Source organism: Mycobacterium aquaticum (assembly GCF_002086485.1).
In the GTDB taxonomy this organism is placed as follows: domain Bacteria; phylum Actinomycetota; class Actinomycetes; order Mycobacteriales; family Mycobacteriaceae; genus Mycobacterium; species Mycobacterium aquaticum.
The window spans coordinates 343,246-366,663 of record NZ_MVHF01000002.1 but is presented as its reverse complement, the minus strand read 5'-3'; the positions used below and the strand labels follow the sequence as shown (position 1 = coordinate 366,663).

The window sequence follows — 23,418 nt, the reverse complement described above, 5'->3', positions numbered from 1 at the left end:
GATCGGAACCCACGAGAGCGGCGTTGCGTCAAGCGGCTCTCACCGTGGCAAGTGAGTACGGCGTCAAAGGGGTCACTCACCGCCGGGTGGCCTCGGTGGCGTCGGTAGCGCTCGGCTCTGCGAGCTATCACTACGAGAACATCGATGAGCTGATGTTCGAGGCGTTTGCGGCGTGGGTGCAGAGTCAGACCGACCGGTTCATGCCGCCATTTCAAGCGGCCGTCGACGAAGACACACTGGTGGCCGCTGTGCTCAACCTGATAGACGTCATGTACGGCGACAAGCGCGACAGAATTCTGCTGTTCGAGATCTACGCCCATTCGGTGCGGGATCCCGCGTATCACCGCCTGGTAGAGAACTGGTCGGTGTCGACCCGCGCCGAGTTGGCACGGCTGTACAGCACCGAAACCGCGCAGCGTCTCGAAGCGGCCTGGGAAGGGGTAGGCGTTCAGCTCATCATGGGCGGTTCCCTGCAATCCGCAGAGGATGCCGAACCGTTCATCCGTCTTGTGCTCAGCCAGGAGAAGGCCAAGGCGCCGCGACGCCGCGCCACGCAGAAACAATCGCCGAAAACCACCTGACACAGGCACATTCTCGATGCACTCACTAGCCCGGCTGTTCGACGTCTCATGCATGGGCGTCCTCCGGGGTCTCGGGTTCACCGCCGATGCGGCGGTAGACCTCGGGCCGGGTGCGCCGCCATACCAGAGCGAGGACACACCCGAACACTGCCAACGCGAGGATGAACAGCTGCAGACCCAGCCCCACCGCGAAGTTGCCGCCCACCAGCAAGGGGAAGTAATAGCTGCTGATCGACAGCATCGCGATCATCCCGACCAACCCCAGGCCGGGTGCGATGAGCGTATTCCAGGCTCGCTCCTGATGAGGAATGCGCCGGAAATAGACCAGGACCGCCAGACATGTTGTCGCCATCAAGACCAGGATCGCGTAAGTGCCGATGCCGAACATCCATGAGTAGAACGTGACCGCGTCGACATCAACAAACACAAACGGCAGCGTCAGCAGGAGGGCGATCGTCGATACTGTCGCCGACGCCGTCGACGGCGATCCGTGGTTGGCGTCCACCCGTCCGAGGAACGAAGGCAGAACTCCGTCGCGAGCCAGCGCAAACGTATAGCGCGCCAACGGATTATGAGCCGCCAACGTCGCCGCGAACAAGCTTGTGACCACCATGCAGGTCATGATCTCGGCAACAACATTGCCGGCGTAGAACCGTAGGCCGGCGGCGAACATTCCGGTCGAATCGGCCTTGGCGGCGTCCACCGCGCCGTTCACACCGTAGAACGTCACCAGCGCCCATGACGAGAACACGTAGAACAGGCCGATCAAGATGATCGCCAGGTAAGTTGCGCGAGGCACCGTCCTCGCCGGGTCCTTGACCTCGGCCCGATAGATCGCCGTTCCCTCGAAGCCGAGGAACGTCGCACTGGCGAACAGGATACCCACGCCGACCGATCCCGAGCTGAATGCCGAGGGCGTGAACGACTCGAACTGAAACCCTTGCGGCCCACCGGTTGTCGCTACGCACACGTTGAACACCAGAACGATGAGCACTTCGATGACCATCAGGAAGCTCAGGATTTTGCCGGATAGTTCGACATTGAAATGGCCGAGTGCGGACACCGCCAGCCACAGGACGATCGCCCACACCCACCATGGCGCGAAGGCCTGTCCAAAAAGCGAAACCAGCAAGACCTTTACCGAGTCACCGAAGAACGCATAGGTTCCGACCAGCAACGTCAGATAGCCCAACTGCGCCAGAAAGGCCGCCGGCAAGCCTATCGGCTTGCCCAGGCCGCCGGTGATGTAAGCATAGAAGGCGCCGGTCCGGGGAAAGTTCCGCGCCATGGTGGTGAACCCCACTGCGAACATCAGCAGGATAAGCCCCATCAGCGCGTAGGTCATCGGGGCACCGACGCCATTGCCTTCCGCAATCACCAGCGGCACAATGCCTGCGACTGCGCCCAACGGAGCCGACATCGCCAGAACGGTGAGGATGAGCTTGGTGACCGTAAGGTGCCCGACCAGCTGCTGGGGCGCAGTACTCGTCCCGTCCGCCGGATCTTGAGTAGTGGTCATATCGATGCAGTCTCCTTCACGGGCTGGCATGCGGTGAATGTCACTTTGAACAAAAGTTCAATACTTGGGGAATATAGGCTTCGGTGTGACCTACGTCAATGCCTATTTGGGTTGGATGTGTCAGCGGTGGCACACACGAGAAGGTGAGAGCGTGATGGCACGCTCGGCTGATCGACCATGCCACCCCGCAGACCAAATCAGCTATTGCTGATCGGTAATCGACTTTGTACAAACATCTTTGACGCACCACGCAGATATTGGATCCGCGTGATGTTGCCTCACCCCCGAGAGCCGCGAAAGGGTGTCGTCAGCGCACAGGATTGTGGTTGTAGCCGGTGAGCAGCATGTGCCCTGCATCGACCAGAAGGGTCGTGCCGGTGACCCGGGCGGCCAGTTCCGAGTTCAGGAAGACAGCAGCGTTAGCGATGTCCATCGGGTCAAGCAGCGCCGTATTCTTCAAGACGTTGAAGCGATGCCCGCCCTCGACGAGATCGTCACGCGTGCCACCTGGATGTCCCGAGATGAGGTCGTAACCGGGCTGATTGTCGAGCATCGGCGTGTCCACCGCTCCAGGGTTCACGCTGTTGCACCGGGGTCCGTGGGGTGCCAACTCCAGCGCCACGCTCTTCATCAATCCCAGCACCCCGTGCTTGGCCGCCGTGTAGTGCGCATAGATGCCGCCGGGCTCAAGACCGTCGACCGAAGACGTCATCACGATCGAGCCCTTCTGCCGGTCGATCATGTGCGGGGCAACGGCTTTAGCTGAACGCCACACCCCGGTCAGACAGATGTCGATCATGTCCGACCACTGGTCGTCGGACAGCTCCCAGAAAGGCCCCGTGGCCCAGATCCCCGCGTTCGCGACCAACGCGTCGAGATGGCCGAACGCGGAGATCGTCTTCTCCACCGCCTGGTTCAGGTCAGCTTGCGACCGGACGTCGCCCACGTACCGCAGCGCCCGGCGCCCCGCGGATTCCACCAAAGACGCTGTCTCGTCCAGATCCTGGCGACGTGCCAGAGGGTATCCGACAGTATCGATGTCGTGTACGCAGTCGAACAGTGCAACGTCGGCACCTTCACGTGCCGAGGCGATGGCGTGCGCCCTGCCCTGTCCTCGCCCGCCGCCGGTGACGAACACCACCTGACCATCCAGCATGCCCATATTCAGAATTCCCTTCCACAAGTTTCGGTGCGCAGTTGCGCCGGCATCAGCCGGGCACATTTATCCCGCGGTCGACCCGCCATCGATGGGGTAGACGCCGCCGGTGCAGTACCTAGCGCGTCCTGAGGCGAGGAACAACACCAGCTCGCTGACCTCTTCGGGCTGAGCGATTGTCGAAATAGGTTGAGTGGCAACCCATTCATCAAAGTCCCAATAGGGATTCGCGGCCATGAGCTTCTTTTCTTCATCGAGCATGGGCGTGTCCACACATCCCGGAGCGACAGCGTTCACCCGAATGTTGTCAGCCGCGTAGGTCAATGCAGCCGACTTCGTCAGCCCGACAACGGCAAACTTGCTCGCGATGTAGGCGGCATACCCCCACGATCCTACGAGCCCCATCATCGAGGCCGTGTTCACGATCGCGCCTCCACCGCGGCGCCGCATCGCGGGTACTGCGGCGCGCATACCTTGGAACACGCCCGTGGCGTTGGTCTGCATGACGGTCTGCCAAGTGTCATCGGTGCACGTGTCGACGGGTTCGCAAGCGACCACGCCGGCATTGTTGACCAGAATGTCCAGACCGCCGAACTCGCATTCGGCCCGTCCAACCGCAGCATTCCAGTCTCCACCATCACGTACATCCAGGCGTTGGTAGACAGCCTGTCCACCCTTCATGCGAATCTGCTCGACGACACTCTCGCCCAGTTCATCACGTATGTCGGAGACCACAACACCGGCACCCGCTTCAGCGAACCGCAGGGCGTGCGCGGCGCCCTGGCCGCGGGCCGCCCCAGAGACAAGGACGATCTTGTCGCTGAACTCTTGAATCACAACACTTCTCCATTCCGATGCATACCCTTGGCGGCACCACACGTCCAACCGAGCCGGGGGGCCAGGACACGCAGTCTTACTTTGAACTTTTGTTCAAGTGATGAACTCCTACATCGTCGCTTCGGCAACCCCGACTGTCAACCCCTGTTTCACTCATGCCACCCAACCGGCTCGGCGCATTAAGCCCATAGACCGCAACGACTTCCGAAGTGACAGTTGACGGGACGCCAACACTCCGGTAGCTTCATGGCAACCTTGAACAAATGTTCACATTAAGGCGCGATGCGCCGTTCGGGAGATCTCCATGAAACGAGACAATCGTCCCCCGGTCACCGAGTCAACGCTGCGCACGGTGCTGGGCCACTTTCCCACCGGAGTGGTAATCGTCACTGCCACACTCGAATCCGATCCGGTCGGGATGACGTTGCAATCATTTCTGTCACTGTCGATCACTCCACCGCTCGCGCTTCTCTCGGTGGCGAAGACTTCGACAACGTGGCCACAGATCGCAACCACCAGGCGCTTCCTGGTAAATATGCTCAGCGAGGAACAGGGCGGGCTGGCCCGGCAGTTCGCGCAAACCGCAACCGACAAATTTCACGGCGTGGACTACACATCCGACCCAGCACTAGGTGGCCCACTGCTGGCCGGAACGACCGCATGGGTCGACTGCAGCATCGAGGCCGAATACGACGGAGGAGACCACATCATCGTCGTGGCACGCGTCCTAGAGGCTTCCGCCCCTACCACCGGTGGTGCCGCTCCGGCACCGCTGATCTTTCATCGTTCAGGCTTTCCCCGCCTGTACGCCGATTGTTGCAACCAAATCGAAAGGATACCGGCGCAATGAGATTCGGTGTTTTCAACATCCCTTACGCACTGGGCTATTCCGCCGGCCGGCGCACAGCGCGGCAAGTCATCGACTGGGATCTCCAGATAACCCGGTGGGCCGACGAATACGGACTCGACGAGGCGTTCTTCGCCGAGCACTACACCTTGGGCGACGAGCCCTCGCCGGCACCCGATCTGATGATCGCTGCGGCATCGCAATTGACATCGAACATCACTCTCGGAGCCGCGGCCCACCTGCTCCCGTACCACAATCCGATCTCACTGGCGCACCGCATGATGTGGCTCGACCACATGACCGACGGCCGCTACATCGCGGGCGTGGCACCGGGGGCCTATCCTAGTGACGCTCAACTGTTCGGCACCGGCAAGAACAACCCAAAGATGCTCGTCGAGGCGCTCGATACGATCGAGGCGATCTGGACCAAAACGGGGCCCTTCACCATGACCGGTGAGTTCTACTCCGTCGATATGCCCGCCTTCGACCCGGACATCGCAGGCCCGCACCTCAAACCCCGTCAGCAGAATGGGATTCCACTGATGATCACGGGGATGCAACCGACCTCGCCGAGCCTTTCCGAAGCCGGCCGGCGTGGCGCGATACCGATGAGCCAGCAGGTCCACGAGTCTGTTCTCCTGCAGCACTGGGAAACCTACTCCGCTGCCGCCATCGATGCGGGAAGGACCCCATCGCGCGCGGACTGGCGCATCTGCAGGGACTACTTCGTCGCCGAGACCGACGACGAAGCGTACGACCGGGTTTACAACGGCGCCCTCGGAAAGCTCTGGGGTGAGTACAACATCCCAACCTTCGTCAACAAGCTCCACATCGGTGACCTGATTTCCGGCGGCAGCATCCCACCCGAGGAACTCTCCATCGAATGGATGGTGGACAACTTCCTCATCGTCGGTTCACCCGACACCGTGATCGGCAAGATCGAAGACCTGTACAACAAGCTGGGAGGGTTCGGAAGCCTCGTCACCTTCACCCACGAGTACTGCGACGAGCCCGAGACTTACCGTCGAAGCTTCGAACTCATGGGTTCCAAGGTGCGGCCTGCGCTAGCTCACCTCACTGGCGAGTAATCCCCGCAGTTAATCCGGATCGGGCCGTCCAATGCGGCCCGATCTGGCTGCGACGGTCAACTGCCGCAGAACCCTTGCCCACTGCTCGATCTACAACCTTTCAGCGCGCGCTTGCCGCATGGCATGGCTGCAGGCCCTGGCACGAACCGACAAATCCTTCCAGCAACCTTCGTGAGGCCTTGTTGTCCGGCCAGTCGATCTCTGGGTGCCACTGGATGGCCGAAAGAGGCTGCTCTGTCGCCTCATACGCTTCGATGAGCCCGTCATCGGCGAACGCCGTGGCAACGAGGCCCGGCGCCAAGGTGCGGATGCCCTGGTGATGCTGGCTGTTGACGGCGAAGCGCCCGCTGTCCCCGAGCCACTCGGCCAGGCGGCTGCCCGCTTCGACATCCACATTGTGCGCCGTGGTCGCCAGCTCCTCCTCGGTCCGTCGATGGCTCACGTCCGACGGCCGGTCGCGCGGCAGATCGACGTACAAAGTGCCGCCCCGCGCGGCGTTGACCAGCTGCGCACCGCGGCAGATGGCAAGCGCGGGAAAACCGGCACGACAGGCATATTCGACCGCCGCAATCTCGTTGTCGTCGCGAATGGGATTGGTCGGTCCCACCATCGGATCGTGTGGATCCTCTCCGTACAGGGCCGGATCGACATCGACGCCACCACTGACCAGAAGTCCGTCGACATGCTCAAGCAGTCCCGCAACGTTCAGCGGGGCCGTGCCGCAGTCCACCGCGAACGCAATTGCACCGCATTCCTGCAACCCGTCGAACATGCGCCGCCAAAACACCATGTCGGCCAGCTCTCGACTGCTGAGCGTGACCGCGATGACTGGTTTGACCATCACAGGCCTTCCGAGAGCAGTCCGACGGGATTCATGACAACCGGACGGCGATCCGGCGCAGCAACTTGGTGGCCAATATATAGGGCGTCGCTCCTAATGGCCACTGCGACACAATCTTTCCCGTCCCCGCCCGGAAGTAGCTCGTGGTGGTCGCCCACACGGTCTTGGCCAGTTGGGACTGAAGCCAGTCGTTGTAGATGACAAACGCCGACCGTCGGACGTCGATGACGGTCTTCCCGGTCTTCGCGGCCCTCGCGATCAAGCCGGCGGCGAATGCGGCCTGCGCCTCGTAGAACGACACCAGAGGCACCGAGTTGGTGTTGGGGCCGTACATGATGAAGAAGTTCGGGAAGCCCGGAACCATCATGCCCAGGAACGCCTCGGGCTCACCTTGCCATCCCTCGTGCAGTTCTCTGCCACCCTGGCCGTGCACCTGATAGTTGCCGAGATAGTTGGCCGCATCGAACCCTGTTGCCATGACGATGATGTCGAGATCGTGCTCGTCGCCGTTGGCATCCACGGCGCCAGTCCGGGTGAGGCCCTTGACGCCGTGCGGCACCAGGGTCACCTTGGGGTTGCGCAGCGCAGCGTAATACGTGTCGCTGAGGACGGTGCGCCGGGCTTCGAACGCGAATTGCGGTGTGGCCAGCTCCATGAGGTCCGGCCGTGCCGCCAGCTCGCGACGCAGGAAGGCCAGCGACTTGGCGTGGCGCTGCCGGTTGTGCCTGCCGGTGCTGCGGGCATGGCTGGACCGGATCTGCCGCAGGTCGTAGCCGACGTACAGCCGGTAGCGCCGCCATGCGTACACCAGGGGGTTGCGGTTGAGTCGGCGTTCACGGGGCGTGAAGTCGCGGCTGTCCTTGGGCAGCAGCCAGTTCGGCTCCAACTGGAAGATCTTGACCTCGGAGGCCAACTTCTCGGCCTCGCTCACGATCTGGACCGCGGAGGACCCCGTCCCGACGACGGCGACCGACTTGCCGGTCATGTCCAGGCCGTCGATCCACCGCGACGTGTGGCACATCGCGCCCTGGAACTCGTTGTCGCCGCGGGCAAACGGCGGCACGACGGGAATGTTGAGGAAGCCGACCGCGCTGATCACGGCCGTGAACACGCCGTGATCCACTCCGGATGAAGTCCGCACAGTGTAGGTGTGGTCATGATCGGACCACGCCACATCCTGAACCGACTCGTTGAACAGGATGCGTCGCGGCAGGTCCCACTTGTCGGCCACGCCTTCGAGGTAGCTCAACAGCTCCTGCCAGTCTGCGTGGGTGCGGGTCCAGTCATGGCGTTCGAACGAAAACGAGTAAATGTGGGATTCGAGATCGACCTCGGCGCCGGGATAGCGGTTGTGCCACCAGGTTCCGCCCAGGGCGGGGGCCTGCTCGAAGATGACGAAGTCCTCGATGCCCTTTCGCCGCAGGGCGACGGCCGCCGCGATACCACTGAACCCAGCACCGATGATCGCCACCCGGGGCGACGAGTGTGCGTGTGCGTTCATCGGGATGCTCCTTCGAGATGTACGAGCCGGTGGCCCGCTCCAGAAATATCTATAGGTCCAGTATTTAGACCTTAAATGAGATTGTCAATATGCTGAAAGTGGCTGAGCCACCGCTGATTATTTGATCTGCGCTGTCCAGCCGCCGTCGACGACGAGGTCGGTGGCAGTAATGAACGACGCCTGCTCGGAGAGCAGGAAATGGATGGCGTTGGCGATGTCTACCGGCAGGCCGAGACGCCGCAACGGTGTGCGATCCTCCATGTTGGTGCGCCTGGCCGGGTTCTCCTCGTACAGCGGTTCGATCATCGGCGTGAGGATCGCGCCCGGGCAGACAGTGTTCACCCGGATCCCTTCAGGCCCCAGCTGCAAGGCCAGGCTCCGACTCAGGGACACGACCGCCGCCTTACTCACCTGATAGGCATCCAGGGGTGAGTCCATACCCCGGATCCCGGCAGTGCTCGCCACATTGACGATGCTGCGTCCGGTCCCGTTACGCAGCAACGGAATCGCCGCGACGGTGAGATGGCGCAACCCGTGCAGGTTCACTCCCAGGGTGACTTCCCACACCGACTCATCCGCGTCGAGAACGGACCCGTCGCGATCGAACAGCGCGAGCCCGGCCGCGTTGACGAGATAGTCCAGTGCCGGCGAACCTACCGCGTCGAGCAGCGACTTCGGATCGCCACCGATCAGGTCGAAGCTCTCGAACCGCACGGACGTCGGCAATTCTGCGGGGCGCGACTTCACGTCGGTCGCAAGGACGTCGATGCCCTCGGCCGCAAGCCGGACGGCCGTCGCCAGCCCGATTCCACCGCCGGCACCGGTGACCAGAGCAGTCCTGGTCATCGTCGGACACCGGTAAGGGCCTCTGCGAGCTGCGCACCCGCGAACGTCATCGCTTCGGTCGCCGTGGGAAAGACCTCGTCGAGACCGAAGAACCCGTGGACCATGCCAGGGGTGAGATGAACCCGGGTCGGCACGCCGGCGGCTTCGAGCGCCGCCGCGTAGCGCTCGCCCTGCGGTCGGATCGGATCACACTCGGCGAGAATGATTGTCGCATCGGGCAATCCGGCGAGATCGGCACCCAGAATGTTGACCCTCGGGTCACCCATGGCGTCCGGGCCCGGCAGGTAATTGTCCTGATGCCACTGCAATTCATCGCGTTCGAGCATGACGCCGTCGTATTCGGGGTCCATGCCGATGGTGAGGTCGGTGGTGGTCACCGGATAGACCAGCAGTTGATGGCACAGCGGTGTGCCGGTGTCACGGGCGTGCAGCGCCACCGCGCCGGCCAGGTTTCCGCCCGCACTGTCGCCCGCGACGGCGACGCGGCGATGATCGACACCCAGACCCGCTGCGGGATCGCTCGCCCAGTTCAGCGCGTCGATGGCGTCGTTGACCGCGGTCGGGAACCTGGCTTCGGGGCCACGCCGATAGCCGACCGACAGCACGGCGCTGCCCGAGGCGTTGGCCAGCAGCCGGGTTGCGACGTCGTGGGAGTCGATGCTGCCGAGCAGCCAGCCGCCGCCGTGGTAGTACACAGTGAGCGGTAGTTCTGAACTGTCTTCGGCAGGCAGGTACAACCGCCCGGGAATGGTGTGTCCGTCGCGGGTGGGGATGACGACGTCAACGGCGCGGTGGATCGGTGGTTTGGCCAGTGCGCCGAACGTGTTCTCGAAGTTCTCCCGCGCCGTGGGAACGGGCAGCAGATGGGCGTTGGGCCGCCCCGATTGTCTTGCGTCGTCGATCATCTTCTGGGCGATCGGATCGATGGGCATACGTGCTCCTCGCAGTGGTGACTGATTCGGAAAGGGTGCGGTATCAGACGCGTTCGTAGTAGCGGCGACTCTCCCAGTCGGTGACCGCGTGCGAATCGAACGCGACGAGTTCGGATTGGGCCGACGTCAGGAGGTGTTCGAACACCTCGTCACCGTATGCGGCGCGGGCCATCTTGCACTCGGCGAACAGACGCAGTGCTTCGTGCAAGGAGGTCGGCACAAGCGAGATGTGCTCTCCGGTCCAGGCATTTCCCTGGAAGATGTCCGGGACCGGAAGCTGGCGCTCGATGCCGTCGAGCCCGGCCGCGATGGTCGCCGAGTACGCGTAGTAGGGGTTAACATCGCCGCCGGGTATCCGATTCTCGACCCGGTAGGACGGCCCACGGCCGACCAGCCGGAACGCACACGAGCGGTTGTCGTTGCCCAGCGCGATCGCGGTGCCGGCGAACTGGTCGGGCTGGAATCGCTTGTAGGAGTTGATGGTCGGCGCGAACATCAGCGTCATGTCGGCCGCGTGCGCCAACTGACCGGCAACGAAGGCCCCGAACTGCTCCGACATCCCCCCACCGGGCTGCTGCGACCAGCAGAGGCTGCTGTCCTGCTCGGTCGACCACATGCTCACATGCAGGTGACACGAAGACCCCACCTCGTCGATCTTGGGTTTGGCCATGAAGGTGACGGTGAGGTCGGCGGCATGGGCGAGCTGCTTGACGCCGTACTTGAACAACACGTGCCGGTCGGCCATGTCGAGGGTGTCGCAGTAGTCGAGGGTGACCTCCTGCTGGCCCAGCCCCCACTCGGGTTTGGACGACTCGACCGGTACGCCGAACTGGGGCATCTGATTGCGGATCTGCTCGATGAACCAGTCATCACGACCGGCCTGCACCATCTGGTAGTCAGACCGGTAGTCAGACAACATCTTCAGATTCTGGTAGCCCAGTTCCCAGGCCTGCCGCGGCGGCGTGGCGGCCAGGAAGAACTCCAACTCCGACGCGAACTTGAAGCGCAAGCCGCACTCACGAGCCCGTTCCACCTGGCGGCGCAGGATCGTGCGCGGCGCCACCTGGAGAAGCGTGTCGGAGTTCGCCTCGTACGCGTCGCAGATAACCAGTGCCACATGGGGTTCCCACGGGACCCGACGCAACGTGGTGAGGTCGGGGACCAGCCGGATGTCGGCCCAACCGTTGGCAGCGTTGGAGACGGCCAGGTCCAACGGGTTCATCTCCAGGTCGACGGCGAAGATGAAACTGCTGGCATTGATGCCGTCGCCGGACAGGCCGAGCGAGCGGAATGCCTGGATCGTGAGCCGCTTTCCGACGAGCCGCCCGTACGGATCCGGCGTAGCGCAGACAACGGTGTTGATCTCGCCCGATTCGGCCAAGTCGTCGAATTGCTCGAGCGTAAGGGGTGACATGTTCATTGGTGCTCCAGGTGACGCGTGAGTTCCCAGGTGGTGATGTTCTGCCGCAGCCACTGCTCATAGCGGTCGGCCTCGGCGCGCCGGGTGGGGGCGAAGGATCCACAGAACGGTTTGCCAAGCAGTTCCACCAGCCAGGCGGAATCTTCGAACAACGCCACCGCACTGCGTAAGTCGGCCGGAAGCGCAGCCACCTGCTCACCGGCTGCCGGCAACGCGAGCCTTTCCGTCAGTCCGTGCAGACCCGCAGCCAACACCGCGTCGGCCACCAGATACGGGCTGGCGTCAGCACCCGGGCGACGATGCTCGACCCGCGCAGAAGCGGTGTCGGTGAGAATGATCCGGCACGATTGTCCGCGGTCGTCATGGCCCCACGCGGCGACGGCCGGAGTGAACATCTGCGGGTCGATGCGCTTGTAGGAATTGACGTACGGATTGAGCATCGCTGTGGTGTCGGCCATGCCGGTCAGTAGACCGGCCAGGTAACTCTGGCCCTCGCGCGACAGCCCGCGAGCTCCGTCGGAGAACACGTTGAGGCCGCCCCGCATCAGGCTGGAATGGACGTGCCCACCCGCACCCGATTTGTCGGCGAACGGCTTGGCCATGAAACTCGCGTGCAGACCTCGCTCGGCACACAGGTCACGCAGGTATTGCCGCGCTCGCACAGCGCTGTCGGCGGCTTTCAACGCCGGTGCGGGCGCGAGGGTGAACTCGAAGAAACCGGGCCCGAGTTCGGAGTGGAACATCTCCACGGTGATCCCGACCGACTCCATCCGATTGATGAACTCTGTGGCCAATGAGGAGGCTTCGGCGGACCTGGTAAGGCTGTAGGCGTTCTCGGTTGCGCCGAAAGGTCGGCGGTCACCGTCGAACAACCACAGTTCGTACTCGAAGCCGAGCACGGGTTGCAGGTCGAGTTCGTCGTAGCGGCGCAGCAGGCTCCGTAACACGTTGCGCGGCGACATCTCCACCGGGTGCCCGTCGGCGCCAACCAGATCGGCGATCACCGCGTCGACGCCGTCGCGCCAGCTCAGATCGATGCGAGTCGACTCATCCGGAACCAGCCTGGCATCGGGATAGCCATTGGCCGCGTTGCTGAAGGGGGTGTCGGCGACCTCGTCGGCCACCGACAGCCCGTAGAGGATGGTGCACATCGCGAGACTGACGGCGCCCTGGGTCTTGCTGGTACGCACCAGCTTTCCTCGGATCCCGAGATCGTAGTCGGGCACTTCGAGCTGGGTCATTGCTACGCGCTCAGTCATGGTCTGTTCCTCCGTTTCGGACGGGCCGGCGCCCGGGATCGCGGCCGACGCGCCGGTAGACGTAATCGGGCACGTCGGCGGGATCGCGATACACCCACCAGGTGCAGGAGGTAACCGGCGCATCCGGGTCCCACGTCGGGGCGTCGATGACCCGCGTCGGGTACCCCAGCCGGTCAATCGGCATGACCTCGTTGAGCTGACAGCAGTGCACGCAGTAGGAACAGATGCCGACGGTGTTCCAGGCCCAGTCGTGCGGTTCGGTGGTGACCGCGAATCCGAACGGCGCACCGGAGCGGGGCGCACCGTCCGTGATGCGCGGGTCGAGCGACCGGCCACCAGATCCGCATGGGGCGAAACGGAATCCGATCCGCGTGGGCTCGTGGATGATCTCGATGTCGCCCGCCCGGCCGGTGCCCGTGAGGTGGGCGTGGAAGCCGTCGACGATGGCGATCATCAGCTGGTGCACCGAATCCGACCACGGCTGGTTGTCCAGGGAGTAACGGCGGGCATGCACCTCGTACCAGTCGTCCATCAGGAAATCCCACAGCTCGCCGAGGCTGTCCTCGCCGACCAGACGGGTCGCGATGTCGACGAGACCGGCGACGCGATCGACAGCGCGATCGTGGATGCCCTGCCACACCGCGCGGGCGTGTTCGATCGCGGCGACTGCGTCGGGCGTCCCCCGACGGCATGCTACGGCGGCCGTGGCGACGGCGGCGGTGAACTGCGGCCACTGCGCCTGGATGCCTTCCATGGCAGGCTCGCCGATCAAGGTCGTCAGAGCAGCTACCGCGGCCGTCACCTCGTCGACAGGCACGCCGTGGCCGAGAATCCACTCGGTGGTGGCCGCCGGCCAGCGCTCGTAGATGTCGCGCAGTTCATCGGCCTCCAAGACTGCCACCTCGACGAGTTGTGCTGCCGCGGCGCCGTCACCGGCGGCCAACTGCTCGGCAGCGGCGCGATAGGTGCCCTTCGCGAGCTGCTCCCAGGATCCGGTGCGGGCCAACCTCCCCAGCGAGGGCTCGTAGGCGACGACCGTGCCTTCGTAGGTGGTCATGTCAGCGCGAACCCCCCGTCGACGCGCAAGTCGGTGCCGGTGATGTAGACGGCTTGATCGCTGAGCAGGAACATCACTGCCGACGCGATGTCCCCGGGCTGGGCGAAGCGTCCGGCAGGCACTCGCGCAGCCAACGCGGGCGGGAGCACGGACGTGTCACCATGCGCGGCGGCCATCGGCGTCGCTGTGAACCCTGGTGAGACGCTGTTGACACGCACACCGTCGGCGGCCAGGGCCCGCGCCGCGGTCTGGGTGAGCATGTGCAATCCCGCTTTCGACGCCGCGTACTGCGGCGTGGGATCGGGGTCCGACAGCGCGATGACCCGGGCGGCCTCGATCGAGGTGATGTTGACGACGGCGGCCGCGCGAGCGCGGCGCAGTGCGGGGCCGAGGGTGTCGATGAGGTTGTACGCGCCGACCAGATTGATCTCCAGGCAACGCAGCCAGGCGTGTCGGTCGACTCCGGCGAATCCGGTGTTGTCGATGACGCCCGCGCAATTCACCAGGTACGAGACGTCGTCGACACCTACCCCGGCGAGCCGCTGGGCCAGTGCCTCGTCACGCACGTCCGCGCCGAGCGCGACCTGCAGTTGGTCCGGATAGCCCGGTTCTGGATCGGGCGTGCGCACGTCCAGTCGCACCGTGCGGACCCCGGCGCCCATCAAGGTCCGGGCGATCGCCGCCCCGATTCCCGAAGCAGCTCCCGTGACCACGGCGTCGCCGCCGGAGAATGTCAGCGGAAACACCCGGGCTGCCACGCTGCTCCTCGCGTCCGCAGTGGCCTCATTGCTCCTCACGTCCGCAGTGGCCTCATTGCTCCTCACCTCCGCAGCCGCACTCGTCATGCCGAACCGTACCGACGCTCGTGCTCTGCCATGGCAGCAGCGAAGCACTCCCGCGGGGCCCGGATCACACCGGCGCCGATTTGGCCGCCGTCGCGCCCGGCCAGCCCCACATCCATCACCGGCAGCACGCCGGTTTCCAGGACCTTGCGGGCGTCGATACCCGTTGGCGTCCCACGGAAGCCGAACAAGGGAATGCGGTAGGCACTGTTCTCACCGTGAGTAATGGCGTACATCTCGCGGTTGCGCTCGATCATCGCTTCAGGCGAGCCGCCCTGATACTCCTGCAGCGACAAGGCACATGACTGTGCGAACCCGCCCAGGCCGATGGTTTCGGTGATGGGCGACTCGCCACCCATCCAGGTGATCTCGTCCTCGGTATGCCCGGCGAACAGCTTGCCCTCGTGAATCGGCGGTGGCCCTTCGAACCACATATCGCCGAGACCCGCCAGCCTGATCGCAAACCCGCGGCAGGAGAACGCCATAGCGGAGACAAGGGTCGAGCCTGGAACCACCATCGCGTCCGCCGAGGCTTTCGCCGCCGCCATCGACAACCTCAGGAAGAAGTAGTCGTTCTCGGCCAGATGCATCATGGTGTCGCGCACCCCGGGCACCTGATCATCGACCATGTCCAGGATCGAGGGCAGGATCTCACGGTTGAACAGGATCGAGGCTGCTGCGTTGCGGCTGTGCACCTCATCGCCCATCCGCAGGGCCCTGGCGATCAACGGTTTGAGTGCGATACCGCCGCGGCGGCGGATCGCCTCCCCGACCACAGGCGCCAGCACGTTGTTGACGTGCAGCAGGCGTTCATGCACCCCCGCGTCGTAGCAGCCGTAATTGAGCCGCCGGTGCTCCTTGCCCTCGTAGAAGTTGCAGTATCCGCGATTGCCGTGGGCGCGGTTTTCGACGACGAACACCGGCATGGACGCGGTGTAGATGCCGGCCAATGAGCCGACGGCGGCGTAATCGTGGCAGGCACCCACCTCGATCTCCCCGGACGCGAACCGGGCGATCGCCTCGTCACGGTCGGGCGCCAAACCTTCGAACAACGCGCCGCCGATGAGCGCCTCACGCTGACCTCCGCTGTAGTCCTCCCACGCCATGGGAGCACCGGAGGTCAGCACCAGGTTGTCGCGGTAGCCGGGCAACACCTCGCGGGCCGGTCGCACATCGATGACCCAAGGGTCGGCAGCGTCGAGCCGGCGAAACGACTCGGCGTTGGCCGCCTCGACCGCCGCAGGCGCGGTCTGCAGCTGTTCGGTACTCACCATGCGACGACACCGCCGTCGACCAGCAGCGTCTGCGCGGTGATGAACGACGCACGCGGCGAGAGCAGGAATTCGACGGCCTCGGCCACCTCTTCGGGCTCACCGATGCGCTTGAGCATGGCGTAACTCGCGCTGACTTCCTCACCACCGGACACCCGCGCCATCGACGGGCTCATCGGCGCGCGGATCACACCGGGCGCCACGTTGTTGACCCGGATGCCGCGCTCGGCGAGTTCCTCGGCGACATACCGCGTGTAGGCCGCGATGCCCGCCTTGGTCGCCCCATACACCGATGCCCCGCGGAACCGCCCGAAATGCCCCGTCAGGCTGCCGATGTTCACAATCGCGCTGCCCTCTGTCAGCAGCGGCGCGACCGCATCGGTCACGCGCGCCATGCCGGCGATGTTCACCTGGAACATCACCTCCAGCTTGGCTTCATCAAGCTCGCCGAGGAACGAATCACGCAGGATCCCAGCACAGTTGACCAACCCGTACACGGTCTCACCGTCCGCAACCACCGACGCCAACGCCGAATCGATGCTCTCGGGATCGGTGACGTCCATGGCCACCGCCTGGGCGCCGACCATGCGGGCCTCGGCGAGATCGAGCGCGTCGACAGCCGGCTTCACATCCGCCGCCACGGGGACGTAGTTGCTCTGGAGCAGGCGGCGACAGATCGCCTGGCCGATGACACCGGCCCCTCCCGTCACGATGACCTTGTCTCCCACCGCTTGATCCTTTCGTTCGTGATGCCGATCACCTACTGACACCGAGTCTCACGCATAAAGACCTATTGGTCAAGTTTTTAGTTCTTTTATTGGTATTTGGTCCAAAGGCCCAGGGCTTACCTGATTTGACGGTCAGATGGGTTACCCTTCGAGCAAGCGAAAAGGGGTAGCCATGGTGTCACCGTCGAGCAAAGCCGCGCTGAGTCCCGTGCGTCAGATCCCGGCGCACGAACTGGTGGTCGACCAGATGCGACGCGCCCTGGAGTTGGGCCAGTTCCGCCCCGGTGACCGGATGCCGACCGAACGCGAACTGTCCGAAATGCTCGATGTGTCGCGCACGACGGTGCGGGCCGCGGTGGCAGTGCTGGAGCGCGAAGGTCTCATCGCGGTCCGACGCGGGCGCGGCGGCGGGTTCACCGTGCAGGCTCCGGAATACGACGCCGCGCAGATGCGCCGCGAGATGCGCGCCAACAAGCGGGCCATCCGCGACGCGTTCGACTACCGAATCATCGTCGAAACCGGAGCGACGCGCTTGGCGGCCGAGCGGCGCCGCAGCGTCGACCTGACCGACCTGCACAAGCTGTTGACCGGCATGGACGCCGCACTCGACACCGCGCTCAACGATCAATCCGGCCAGCACACCACCGAATTCCAAACCCTCGACACCGCGTTTCACATGGGCATCGCACAAGCCGCGCAGAACGAGCGCCTGCTCGACGCGGTGGCCGACGCCCGGCGACGGATGTGGCTGCCGGTGGGCGCCATCTTCGGCCGGCTCGAGCCCAATGCCAACGACTTCCACGAGTCCATCCTGGAAGCGATCGAGAACCGCGAACCGGAACTGGCCGCAGAGCGGATGGAAGCCCATATCAACGACACCCGGCACACCATCGAATCCTGGCTCAAACGCTGAGCACGACGCGCTACAGCGACGCAGGCAGTTCCGGAAGCGTCTGACCGCCATCGACCACCAAGGTCTGGCCGGTGATGAACGACGCCTCTTCGCTGGCGAAAAACATTGCTGCCGCGGCAATATCGTCGGGTGAGCCGAGTCGACGCTGCGGTATGCAGGCCTGCATGCGCGCAATGGTGTCCGCCCCGAGTCCGTCCAGCCCCTCGGTTGCGATGCTGCCGGGCAGCACGGCATTGATGGTGATGGCCTCGGCGGCCAGTTCGAGTGCGGCACTGCGGACGAATCCCAACTGCGCGGCCTTGCTCGCGCCGTAGTGGCTCAGACCCGGAAAACCCGTGACCGGTCCGGTGATCGACGAGGTGACCACCACTCGGCCGCGGCCCGAGGCTTTCAGCGCCGCCCGGCAGGCCTGCACGGAGAAGATCGTACCGGCGACATTGGTGGCCAGGATGGCTGAAACGTCGTCGCTACCCAATTTGTCCAATGTGCGTTCAGGGTAGATTCCGGCGTTGGCGCACAACACATCCAGGCCGCCGAGCCTGTCCTCCGCCTGATCCGCCATCGCGACGCAGGCCTGGGGGTTGGCGACGTCGGCCAGCACGCCATGAACCCGCCGGCCGAGCCGTCGTGTGGCGGCATCGAGGGCGTCCGGGCTGCGGCCGCTGATCGCGACCGCAGCTCCAGCGCGCAGGAATCCCTGGGCGATCCCGAGCCCTATGCCCCGGCTGCCGCCGGTGACCAGGACCCGCATCGTCGACCAATCGGTCATGCCCGATCCGCCGCCAGCAGCTCGTCGGGGCGGTCGTCGAACACGGTGCTGCCGATGCGGGCGTAACGGCGTGGGTTGGTCTTGCGCCACACGACGGCGACGGCCATCGACCCGAGGAACAAGAGACCGACGATCCACGGGATCAACTTGAAAAACAAGGTATCCGAGGCACTTCCGGCCGCAGCTGTCATATTGGAGGCCATCAGGTAGATCACGTACAGCATGCCAAGCCCGCCGACGGCCGGCGCCACCAGCGTGCGCCACCAGTGTGCGGTCTCGGGATGTTCCTTCTTGACGTGGAAGTACACGATCGTCGAGATCGAGGACATCGTCTGCACGATCAGCAGACACAGCGTGGCCAGGATCGCGACGAGTACGAACAGCACGGCGTAGGGGTCGCTGTCCGACACCGCGCAGATGATCAGGAGGACGGCAGCGAACACGCTCTGGGTCAACGACGCCACCCAGGGCGAGGCGTGCCGGTGGTGTGCACCGCCCAGGCGGCGCCACAGCAGGCCGTCGCGACCGAACGCGAACAGGTAGCGGGCCGCTGAGTTGTGGATGGCCAGCGCACATGCGAAAGAGCCGCCCAGTACCAACCATTCGAAGGCGGTCACACCCCACTCACCGAGATACTCCCGGGCCGGGCTGTAGAGCAGTTGGAAGGGGTCGGAGCCCGAGGCCAGTTCCACTGCCTTGTCCGGGCCATTGCCGACGATGACGCCCCAGGAGATGAAGGTGTAGAACGCGCCGATGCCGATGACCGCGATCATCGTGGCCAGCGGCACGATGCTCTTGGGGTCTTTGGACTCCTCGCCGTAGATCGCGGTGGACTCGAACCCGACCCAGGACCAGAACGCCATCAGCAGGCCCAGCCCGACGACGCCACCGGCCACACCGTTGGTGGACAGCGCCGACACCGGGCTCAGCGACGTGAAGCTCATCCCGTCCGGGTGATGGATGAGCGACGCGATGGCGCTGATGGTGAGCATGCCGATCTCACAGACCAGCACCACACCGAGCACCTTGGCGGCGACCGAGATGTCGAAATGCGACAGCACCGCGATCACCACGAGGCACACCGCCGCGTAGACCTCCCACGGCAGGTTGATCCCGAGCTGCTGGCTGAATGCCTGATTGGTGAACGCCGAGAAGATGCCGATCAGGCCGGCTTCCATCGTCATGTAGGTGAACATCGACATCACGCCGGCCGCCAGACCCGGGATCTTCGACCACCCGCGCGAGACGAACGTGTAGAACGCGCCGGCGGCGGTGATGTGCCGGGCCAGCGCGATGAACCCGACGCTGAAGATGGTGAGGACCACCGTCGCGATGACGAACCCGCCCGGAGCACCCAGACCGTTACCGAAACCCACTGCCACAGGCAGATTTCCGGTCATCGCGGTGATGGGTGCGGAGAACGCCACCACCATGAACACCACGCCGACCAGGCCGATCGCTCCACGCTTGAGGGTCGCACGACTCCCGTCCGAGCCGGTCGCGGGCGGTGCCGCGGGTGTTGATTCAACGGCCATGGACAAGCCTTCCTTTCCTGATACCTACCCGGGTGCAACGTGACGTTCGTTACAGGTGACGCGAGCGTACGATTTAAAAGACCTAAAAACAAGACCTATAGACCAAATCTCGCGAACGTGACATGCTGTTAACCGGCCGGGCTACAAAGGACTAATCACCCGTCCTTTCACTTCGGCAGCGACATCGCAAGCGCGACAGGAGGACCGCTGTGGCCACGTGCATCCACCGACCCTCTCGCACCGAATCGAACCTCGAGTACCTGCACGCCGCGGCCGAGCGCGGCAGGCAGGCCGCCTGCGATGGACTGGTGAGCACACAGATCCCGGCTCTGGCGGATGTCCCCGCCACCAAGTTTGCGATGGCGGTCGCAGGCGTGGACGGCACGCTGCTGCACACGGGCGACAGCGCAGAGGTGTTCTCGATCCAGAGCCTGTCGAAGTTGTTCGCTCTGTGCGCGCTACTCGGATACGACCGTGGCGCATGGCAGGACATCGGCTGGGGGCCGACCAATGCCGGCTACGGCTCCGTCGCCGACCTGGAGCGCAGCCATGGCAAGCCCGCCAACCCCTTCGTCAACTCCGGGGCCATCGTCGTCACCGACCGGCTCATCATTCACGCCGGCGACGCCACGGCCGCGACCATCGCGTTGCTCCGAAACGCCGACGCCAGCGCCGTTTTCGAGTCCGACGCACGCACGGCAAGTTCGGAGTACCTGACGGGACACCGCAATTCGGCGATCGCCCATGTGCTCGCCGAACACGGCCACCTGCAGAATCCCATCGACGACGTGTTGCGCCAGTACTTCGCACAGTGCGCGATCACGGCTGATGTACGAGCGCTGGCCAGGGCGGCCCTCTTCCTCGCCGACCGCAGCGCCGCTGCCTGCGTTCTCGACGAAGACAGCGTCCGTCGGGTGAATGCGGTCCTGTTGACCTCGGGCATGTACGGCGCGGCCGGTGACATCGCCTACCGGATCGGCCTGCCCGCCAAGAGCGGCATCGGCGGTGGGGTGCTGGCCATCATGCCCGGGCACGGCGTCATCTGTGTGTGGAGCCCGCCCCTGGACGCCGCAGGCAACTCTGCCGGTGGAGTCGCCGCCATCGAGGAATTCGCCCGGCTGGCCCGCTGGTCGGTGTTCTGAGCCTCTCGCGAGTGTGAACTGGCTGCGAAAAATCGGCCCACTTTTCGCAGAGGACGCACACTGGCGACGGCTATGGCCGGTTGCCAGTCAACTGCAGAGCATCAACGGCAGCGAGCCGTGAGGTTCTGGCAGACCATCCCGACGTCGTCGGAGTACTTGGACCGACCACCCTGGTCGCTCGGATCGACGTCCAACGCAGGTCCCGACGTGACCAACTGATCGAGGATCGATGGGATCACCGGCACAGCGGGATCCGGCTGCGCGTGCGCCAGCCCGCTGCCAGCCGTGGCGGCCAGGGCGGCACCAACCAACAGTGCCAGCGCCCACTTACGACCGCTCATCACCACTCCTCAATGACGCCCGACCAGGCGTTCTCCTCCACGATAGGGCCCGAGTGCAGATGGTGCATGCGGTTGGACCACTCACCCGCCCTGGCCACATCCCATCTCGATCACGGCGCCATAACGACTGTGCTCTCGGTACCGAGCGTCGGCCAAGCGACGAATCACCGCAGGTCTAGCGTATCGGCCGTGAATCCATCGGCTGTGGGTTTCCGCCGCGCCGCGGCTTTCGTCGTGTGCGTCGCCCTCGCCGCGACCATCTCGCCTCCGGCTGGGGCCGATCCCGATCCCGCCACCCCGCCTCCCGCCGCAGACCCCGCCACCGACGGAAAGGTGACATCCGGCGAGACAGTCAGCGTTCACACGCCGGACGGCTGGTTCCTGACACTCGGGGCGATGGACGAGGCTCAGGTTCCGGTGCCTCCGTTGACGACTGCCGTCTCATCGCGGGAGTATCTCGCCAACGGCACATTCACCGGGACGTTGGCCGGCCCGGGCGACCCCCAAGGATTGTTGGAGGTCGGATATGAGATCGGATGCGGTGTCGACATGAGCACGTCGAACGGTGTGACGATGGCCGGCAGCGCCGGGCTCACCCCGTCGGTCGGCCTCTCCGGTCCCGTCGGTGCACTTCCGACGACGGTGGTGCCCGTGATCGGCACACCGGTCAACGGCGTCATCACAGTGGGCCTCAAACCCGGCATCATCATCGTGGTGCCGGTCGACAAGAAGGAATTCAAGAGCGCCAGACCATGGATCATGATCAGCAACTTTCACGTCAAGATCGACGGCTGCGTGGGCCAGTCCTTCATCCGCTCGTACGCGACGTTGACACGCAAGACCGATGAATCCGATGTCGTGTTGTCCTATGTAGGTGTCACGACGACCGTTTGATCCGTGGCAATCCGGCGTCCAGTCAGTTCACCAGTTCCCTTCAGCAAAAGCTCAGCAAGGGCCACCTACGGTGGTTGCGGTTGCGGTCACCGATCGCACCGACATCAAACTCAGCGCCTGGGCATGGCCCTACCGTCGAGCGCCGGCGAGGCGTCGACCGAAGGGAACCTTGCGTGTCAGCACACCTCAGTTATCTGGAGGCGCTCGTCGTCGGAGCTCTGCAGGGTGTCACCGAACTGTTTCCGGTGTCCAGCCTCGGCCATTCGATCCTGATCCCCGCGCTCGTCGGCGGCCAATGGGGCCGCGACCTCGACGTGTCCGCACCCGAGTCGCCGTATCTGGCGTTCATCGTCGGCTTGCACGTCGCGACCGCACTGGCGTTGCTCGTGTTCTTCTGGCGGGACTGGGTCGCCATCGTGCGCGGCCTGGTCACCTCCATCCGCTATCGGCGCATCACCGAGTCCAACGAGCGCCTGGCGTGGATGATCATCGCCGCGACGATCCCCGTGGGCATCGCCGGCCTGGCGCTCGACCATCTGTTCCGCACGACTCTCGGCAAGCCGGTGCCTGCCGCCGTGTTCCTCGCCATCAACGGTGCCGTGCTCTACGGGGCCGAGCGGCTGCGACGCCGCGCAGCCGTACAGACGGTCACCGATGCGCCCGGTGCGGCCACAGCGGGCGCCCTGCTCACCGAAGCCGATGTGCGGATCAGCAAGATTCCCATGGCGCGCGGTGTGCTGATCGGCTCGGCGCAGGCTTTGGCACTGCTACCGGGGATCAGCCGGTCCGGTGTGACCATGGCTGCCGGTCTCCTGCGGGGCCTCTCCCATGAGGACGCTGCACGGTTCTCGTTCCTGCTCGCGACACCCGTGATCCTCGCGGCAGGCGTGCTGAAGATCCCCGAGCTGTTCGGTCCGCAGGGCAGCGGCATCGGAGGCCAGGTGTTGCTGGGCAGCATCGCGTCGTTCGTCAGCGCCTACCTGGCCGTGCGGTTTCTGACCCGCTACTTCGAAACCCGCACCCTGACCCCGTTTGCGATCTACTGCGTTGTCGCCGGCCTCGGCAGTCTGCTCTGGCTGACGGCACGCTGACGGTCGAA

23 protein-coding genes are annotated in these 23,418 nt (G+C 64.5%); 7 read left to right on the top strand and 16 right to left on the bottom strand.

Annotated features, from left to right (window positions below):
- Positions 1-44 precede the first annotated feature (44 nt).
- Positions 45-581, top strand: coding sequence for a TetR/AcrR family transcriptional regulator (locus BST13_RS03555; protein ID WP_142282719.1), 537 nt, complete (start codon positions 45-47; stop codon positions 579-581).
- A gap of 46 nt (positions 582-627) precedes the next feature.
- Here the strand turns inward: BST13_RS03555 and BST13_RS03550 are convergent, their stop codons facing one another.
- The 3 genes from BST13_RS03550 to BST13_RS03540 form a co-directional block, all read right to left on the bottom strand.
- Positions 628-2,130: an APC family permease gene (locus BST13_RS03550; RefSeq protein WP_083160656.1), complete on the bottom strand. Its 1,503-nt coding sequence runs from the start codon at positions 2,128-2,130 to the stop codon at positions 628-630.
- A 277-nt stretch (positions 2,131-2,407) separates the two neighbouring features.
- Complete coding sequence (locus tag BST13_RS03545) at positions 2,408-3,262, bottom strand: mycofactocin-coupled SDR family oxidoreductase (RefSeq protein ID WP_083160654.1); 855 nt, start codon at positions 3,260-3,262, stop codon at positions 2,408-2,410.
- 60 nt (positions 3,263-3,322) lie between these two features.
- Entirely contained in the window at positions 3,323-4,093 is a 771-nt protein-coding gene (locus tag BST13_RS03540) for an SDR family NAD(P)-dependent oxidoreductase (protein WP_083160652.1), read from the bottom strand.
- Positions 4,094-4,397: 304 nt separating this feature from the next.
- Here BST13_RS03540 and BST13_RS03535 point away from each other — a divergent pair, with 304 nt between their 5' ends.
- Together BST13_RS03535 and BST13_RS03530 are read left to right on the top strand one after the other, a co-directional pair.
- Positions 4,398-4,943 (top strand): flavin reductase family protein, encoded by a 546-nt coding sequence (locus BST13_RS03535; RefSeq protein WP_083160650.1) that lies wholly within the window; start codon positions 4,398-4,400, stop codon positions 4,941-4,943.
- Entirely contained in the window at positions 4,940-6,028 is a 1,089-nt protein-coding gene (locus BST13_RS03530; RefSeq protein WP_083160648.1) for an LLM class flavin-dependent oxidoreductase, read from the top strand. Before BST13_RS03535 ends, BST13_RS03530 begins: the two co-directional genes overlap by 4 nt.
- 100 nt (positions 6,029-6,128) lie before the next feature.
- Here the strand turns inward: BST13_RS03530 and BST13_RS03525 are convergent, their stop codons facing one another.
- The 10 genes from BST13_RS03525 to BST13_RS03480 all read right to left on the bottom strand — a co-directional run bounded on the left by BST13_RS03525 (position 6,129) and on the right by BST13_RS03480 (position 16,725).
- Positions 6,129-6,869 (bottom strand): gamma-glutamyl-gamma-aminobutyrate hydrolase family protein, encoded by a 741-nt coding sequence (locus BST13_RS03525; protein ID WP_142282718.1) that lies wholly within the window; start codon positions 6,867-6,869, stop codon positions 6,129-6,131.
- Positions 6,870-6,900: 31 nt separating this feature from the next.
- Positions 6,901-8,370 carry a flavin-containing monooxygenase gene (locus BST13_RS03520; protein ID WP_083160644.1) on the bottom strand — a complete coding sequence of 490 codons (1,470 nt, stop codon included), beginning with the start codon at positions 8,368-8,370 and terminating at the stop codon, positions 6,901-6,903.
- Positions 8,371-8,487: 117 nt separating this feature from the next.
- Positions 8,488-9,216, bottom strand: a complete 729-nt coding sequence (locus BST13_RS03515) for an SDR family NAD(P)-dependent oxidoreductase (RefSeq protein ID WP_083160642.1) — start codon at positions 9,214-9,216, stop codon at positions 8,488-8,490.
- Entirely contained in the window at positions 9,213-10,148 is a 936-nt protein-coding gene (locus tag BST13_RS03510) for an alpha/beta hydrolase (RefSeq protein WP_083160640.1), read from the bottom strand. The genes BST13_RS03515 and BST13_RS03510 overlap by 4 nt, the downstream gene beginning before the upstream one ends.
- Before the next feature lie 43 nt (positions 10,149-10,191).
- On the bottom strand, positions 10,192-11,568 hold the full coding sequence (locus BST13_RS03505) for a glutamine synthetase family protein (protein WP_083160638.1): 1,377 nt from the start codon (positions 11,566-11,568) through the stop codon (positions 10,192-10,194).
- On the bottom strand, positions 11,565-12,827 hold the full coding sequence (locus BST13_RS03500; RefSeq protein ID WP_083160636.1) for a glutamine synthetase family protein: 1,263 nt from the start codon (positions 12,825-12,827) through the stop codon (positions 11,565-11,567). The genes BST13_RS03505 and BST13_RS03500 overlap by 4 nt, the downstream gene beginning before the upstream one ends.
- Complete coding sequence (locus BST13_RS03495; RefSeq protein WP_083160634.1) at positions 12,820-13,884, bottom strand: hypothetical protein; 1,065 nt, start codon at positions 13,882-13,884, stop codon at positions 12,820-12,822. The genes BST13_RS03500 and BST13_RS03495 overlap by 8 nt, the downstream gene beginning before the upstream one ends.
- The gene (locus BST13_RS03490) at positions 13,881-14,642 is read right to left on the bottom strand and encodes an SDR family NAD(P)-dependent oxidoreductase (RefSeq protein ID WP_245839311.1); all 762 of its coding nucleotides are present in this window, start codon (positions 14,640-14,642) and stop codon (positions 13,881-13,883) included. Before BST13_RS03490 ends, BST13_RS03495 begins: the two co-directional genes overlap by 4 nt.
- Positions 14,643-14,725: 83 nt before the next feature.
- Complete coding sequence (locus BST13_RS03485; RefSeq protein WP_083160630.1) at positions 14,726-16,000, bottom strand: YlbE family protein; 1,275 nt, start codon at positions 15,998-16,000, stop codon at positions 14,726-14,728.
- Positions 15,994-16,725 carry an SDR family NAD(P)-dependent oxidoreductase gene (locus tag BST13_RS03480; RefSeq protein WP_083160628.1) on the bottom strand — a complete coding sequence of 244 codons (732 nt, stop codon included), beginning with the start codon at positions 16,723-16,725 and terminating at the stop codon, positions 15,994-15,996. The genes BST13_RS03485 and BST13_RS03480 overlap by 7 nt, the downstream gene beginning before the upstream one ends.
- Positions 16,726-16,897: 172 nt before the next feature.
- On the opposite strand from BST13_RS03480, the gene BST13_RS03475 reads away from it, so the two are divergent.
- Complete coding sequence (locus tag BST13_RS03475) at positions 16,898-17,638, top strand: FadR/GntR family transcriptional regulator (protein WP_083160626.1); 741 nt, start codon at positions 16,898-16,900, stop codon at positions 17,636-17,638.
- A 10-nt stretch (positions 17,639-17,648) separates the two neighbouring features.
- On the opposite strand, the gene fabG is transcribed toward BST13_RS03475, so the two are convergent.
- Together fabG and BST13_RS03465 are read right to left on the bottom strand one after the other, a co-directional pair.
- Positions 17,649-18,407 carry a 3-oxoacyl-ACP reductase FabG gene (gene fabG, locus BST13_RS03470; RefSeq protein WP_083160624.1) on the bottom strand — a complete coding sequence of 253 codons (759 nt, stop codon included), beginning with the start codon at positions 18,405-18,407 and terminating at the stop codon, positions 17,649-17,651.
- Positions 18,404-19,942, bottom strand: coding sequence for an APC family permease (locus BST13_RS03465; protein WP_095533384.1), 1,539 nt, complete (start codon positions 19,940-19,942; stop codon positions 18,404-18,406). Before BST13_RS03465 ends, fabG begins: the two co-directional genes overlap by 4 nt.
- Positions 19,943-20,151: 209 nt before the next feature.
- On the opposite strand from BST13_RS03465, the gene glsA reads away from it, so the two are divergent.
- Positions 20,152-21,084, top strand: coding sequence for a glutaminase A (glsA, locus tag BST13_RS03460; RefSeq protein ID WP_245839309.1), 933 nt, complete (start codon positions 20,152-20,154; stop codon positions 21,082-21,084).
- A gap of 101 nt (positions 21,085-21,185) precedes the next feature.
- Here the strand turns inward: glsA and BST13_RS03455 are convergent, their stop codons facing one another.
- Entirely contained in the window at positions 21,186-21,425 is a 240-nt protein-coding gene (locus BST13_RS03455) for a hypothetical protein (protein WP_142282717.1), read from the bottom strand.
- A 204-nt stretch (positions 21,426-21,629) separates the two neighbouring features.
- On the opposite strand from BST13_RS03455, the gene BST13_RS03450 reads away from it, so the two are divergent.
- Together BST13_RS03450 and BST13_RS03445 are read left to right on the top strand one after the other, a co-directional pair.
- A complete protein-coding gene (locus BST13_RS03450) occupies positions 21,630-22,319 on the top strand; it encodes an MspA family porin (protein WP_425436972.1) in 690 nt (229 codons plus the stop codon).
- 173 nt (positions 22,320-22,492) lie between these two features.
- Positions 22,493-23,410, top strand: a complete 918-nt coding sequence (locus BST13_RS03445; RefSeq protein ID WP_083160616.1) for an undecaprenyl-diphosphate phosphatase — start codon at positions 22,493-22,495, stop codon at positions 23,408-23,410.
- The last annotated feature ends 8 nt before the right edge of the window (positions 23,411-23,418 follow it).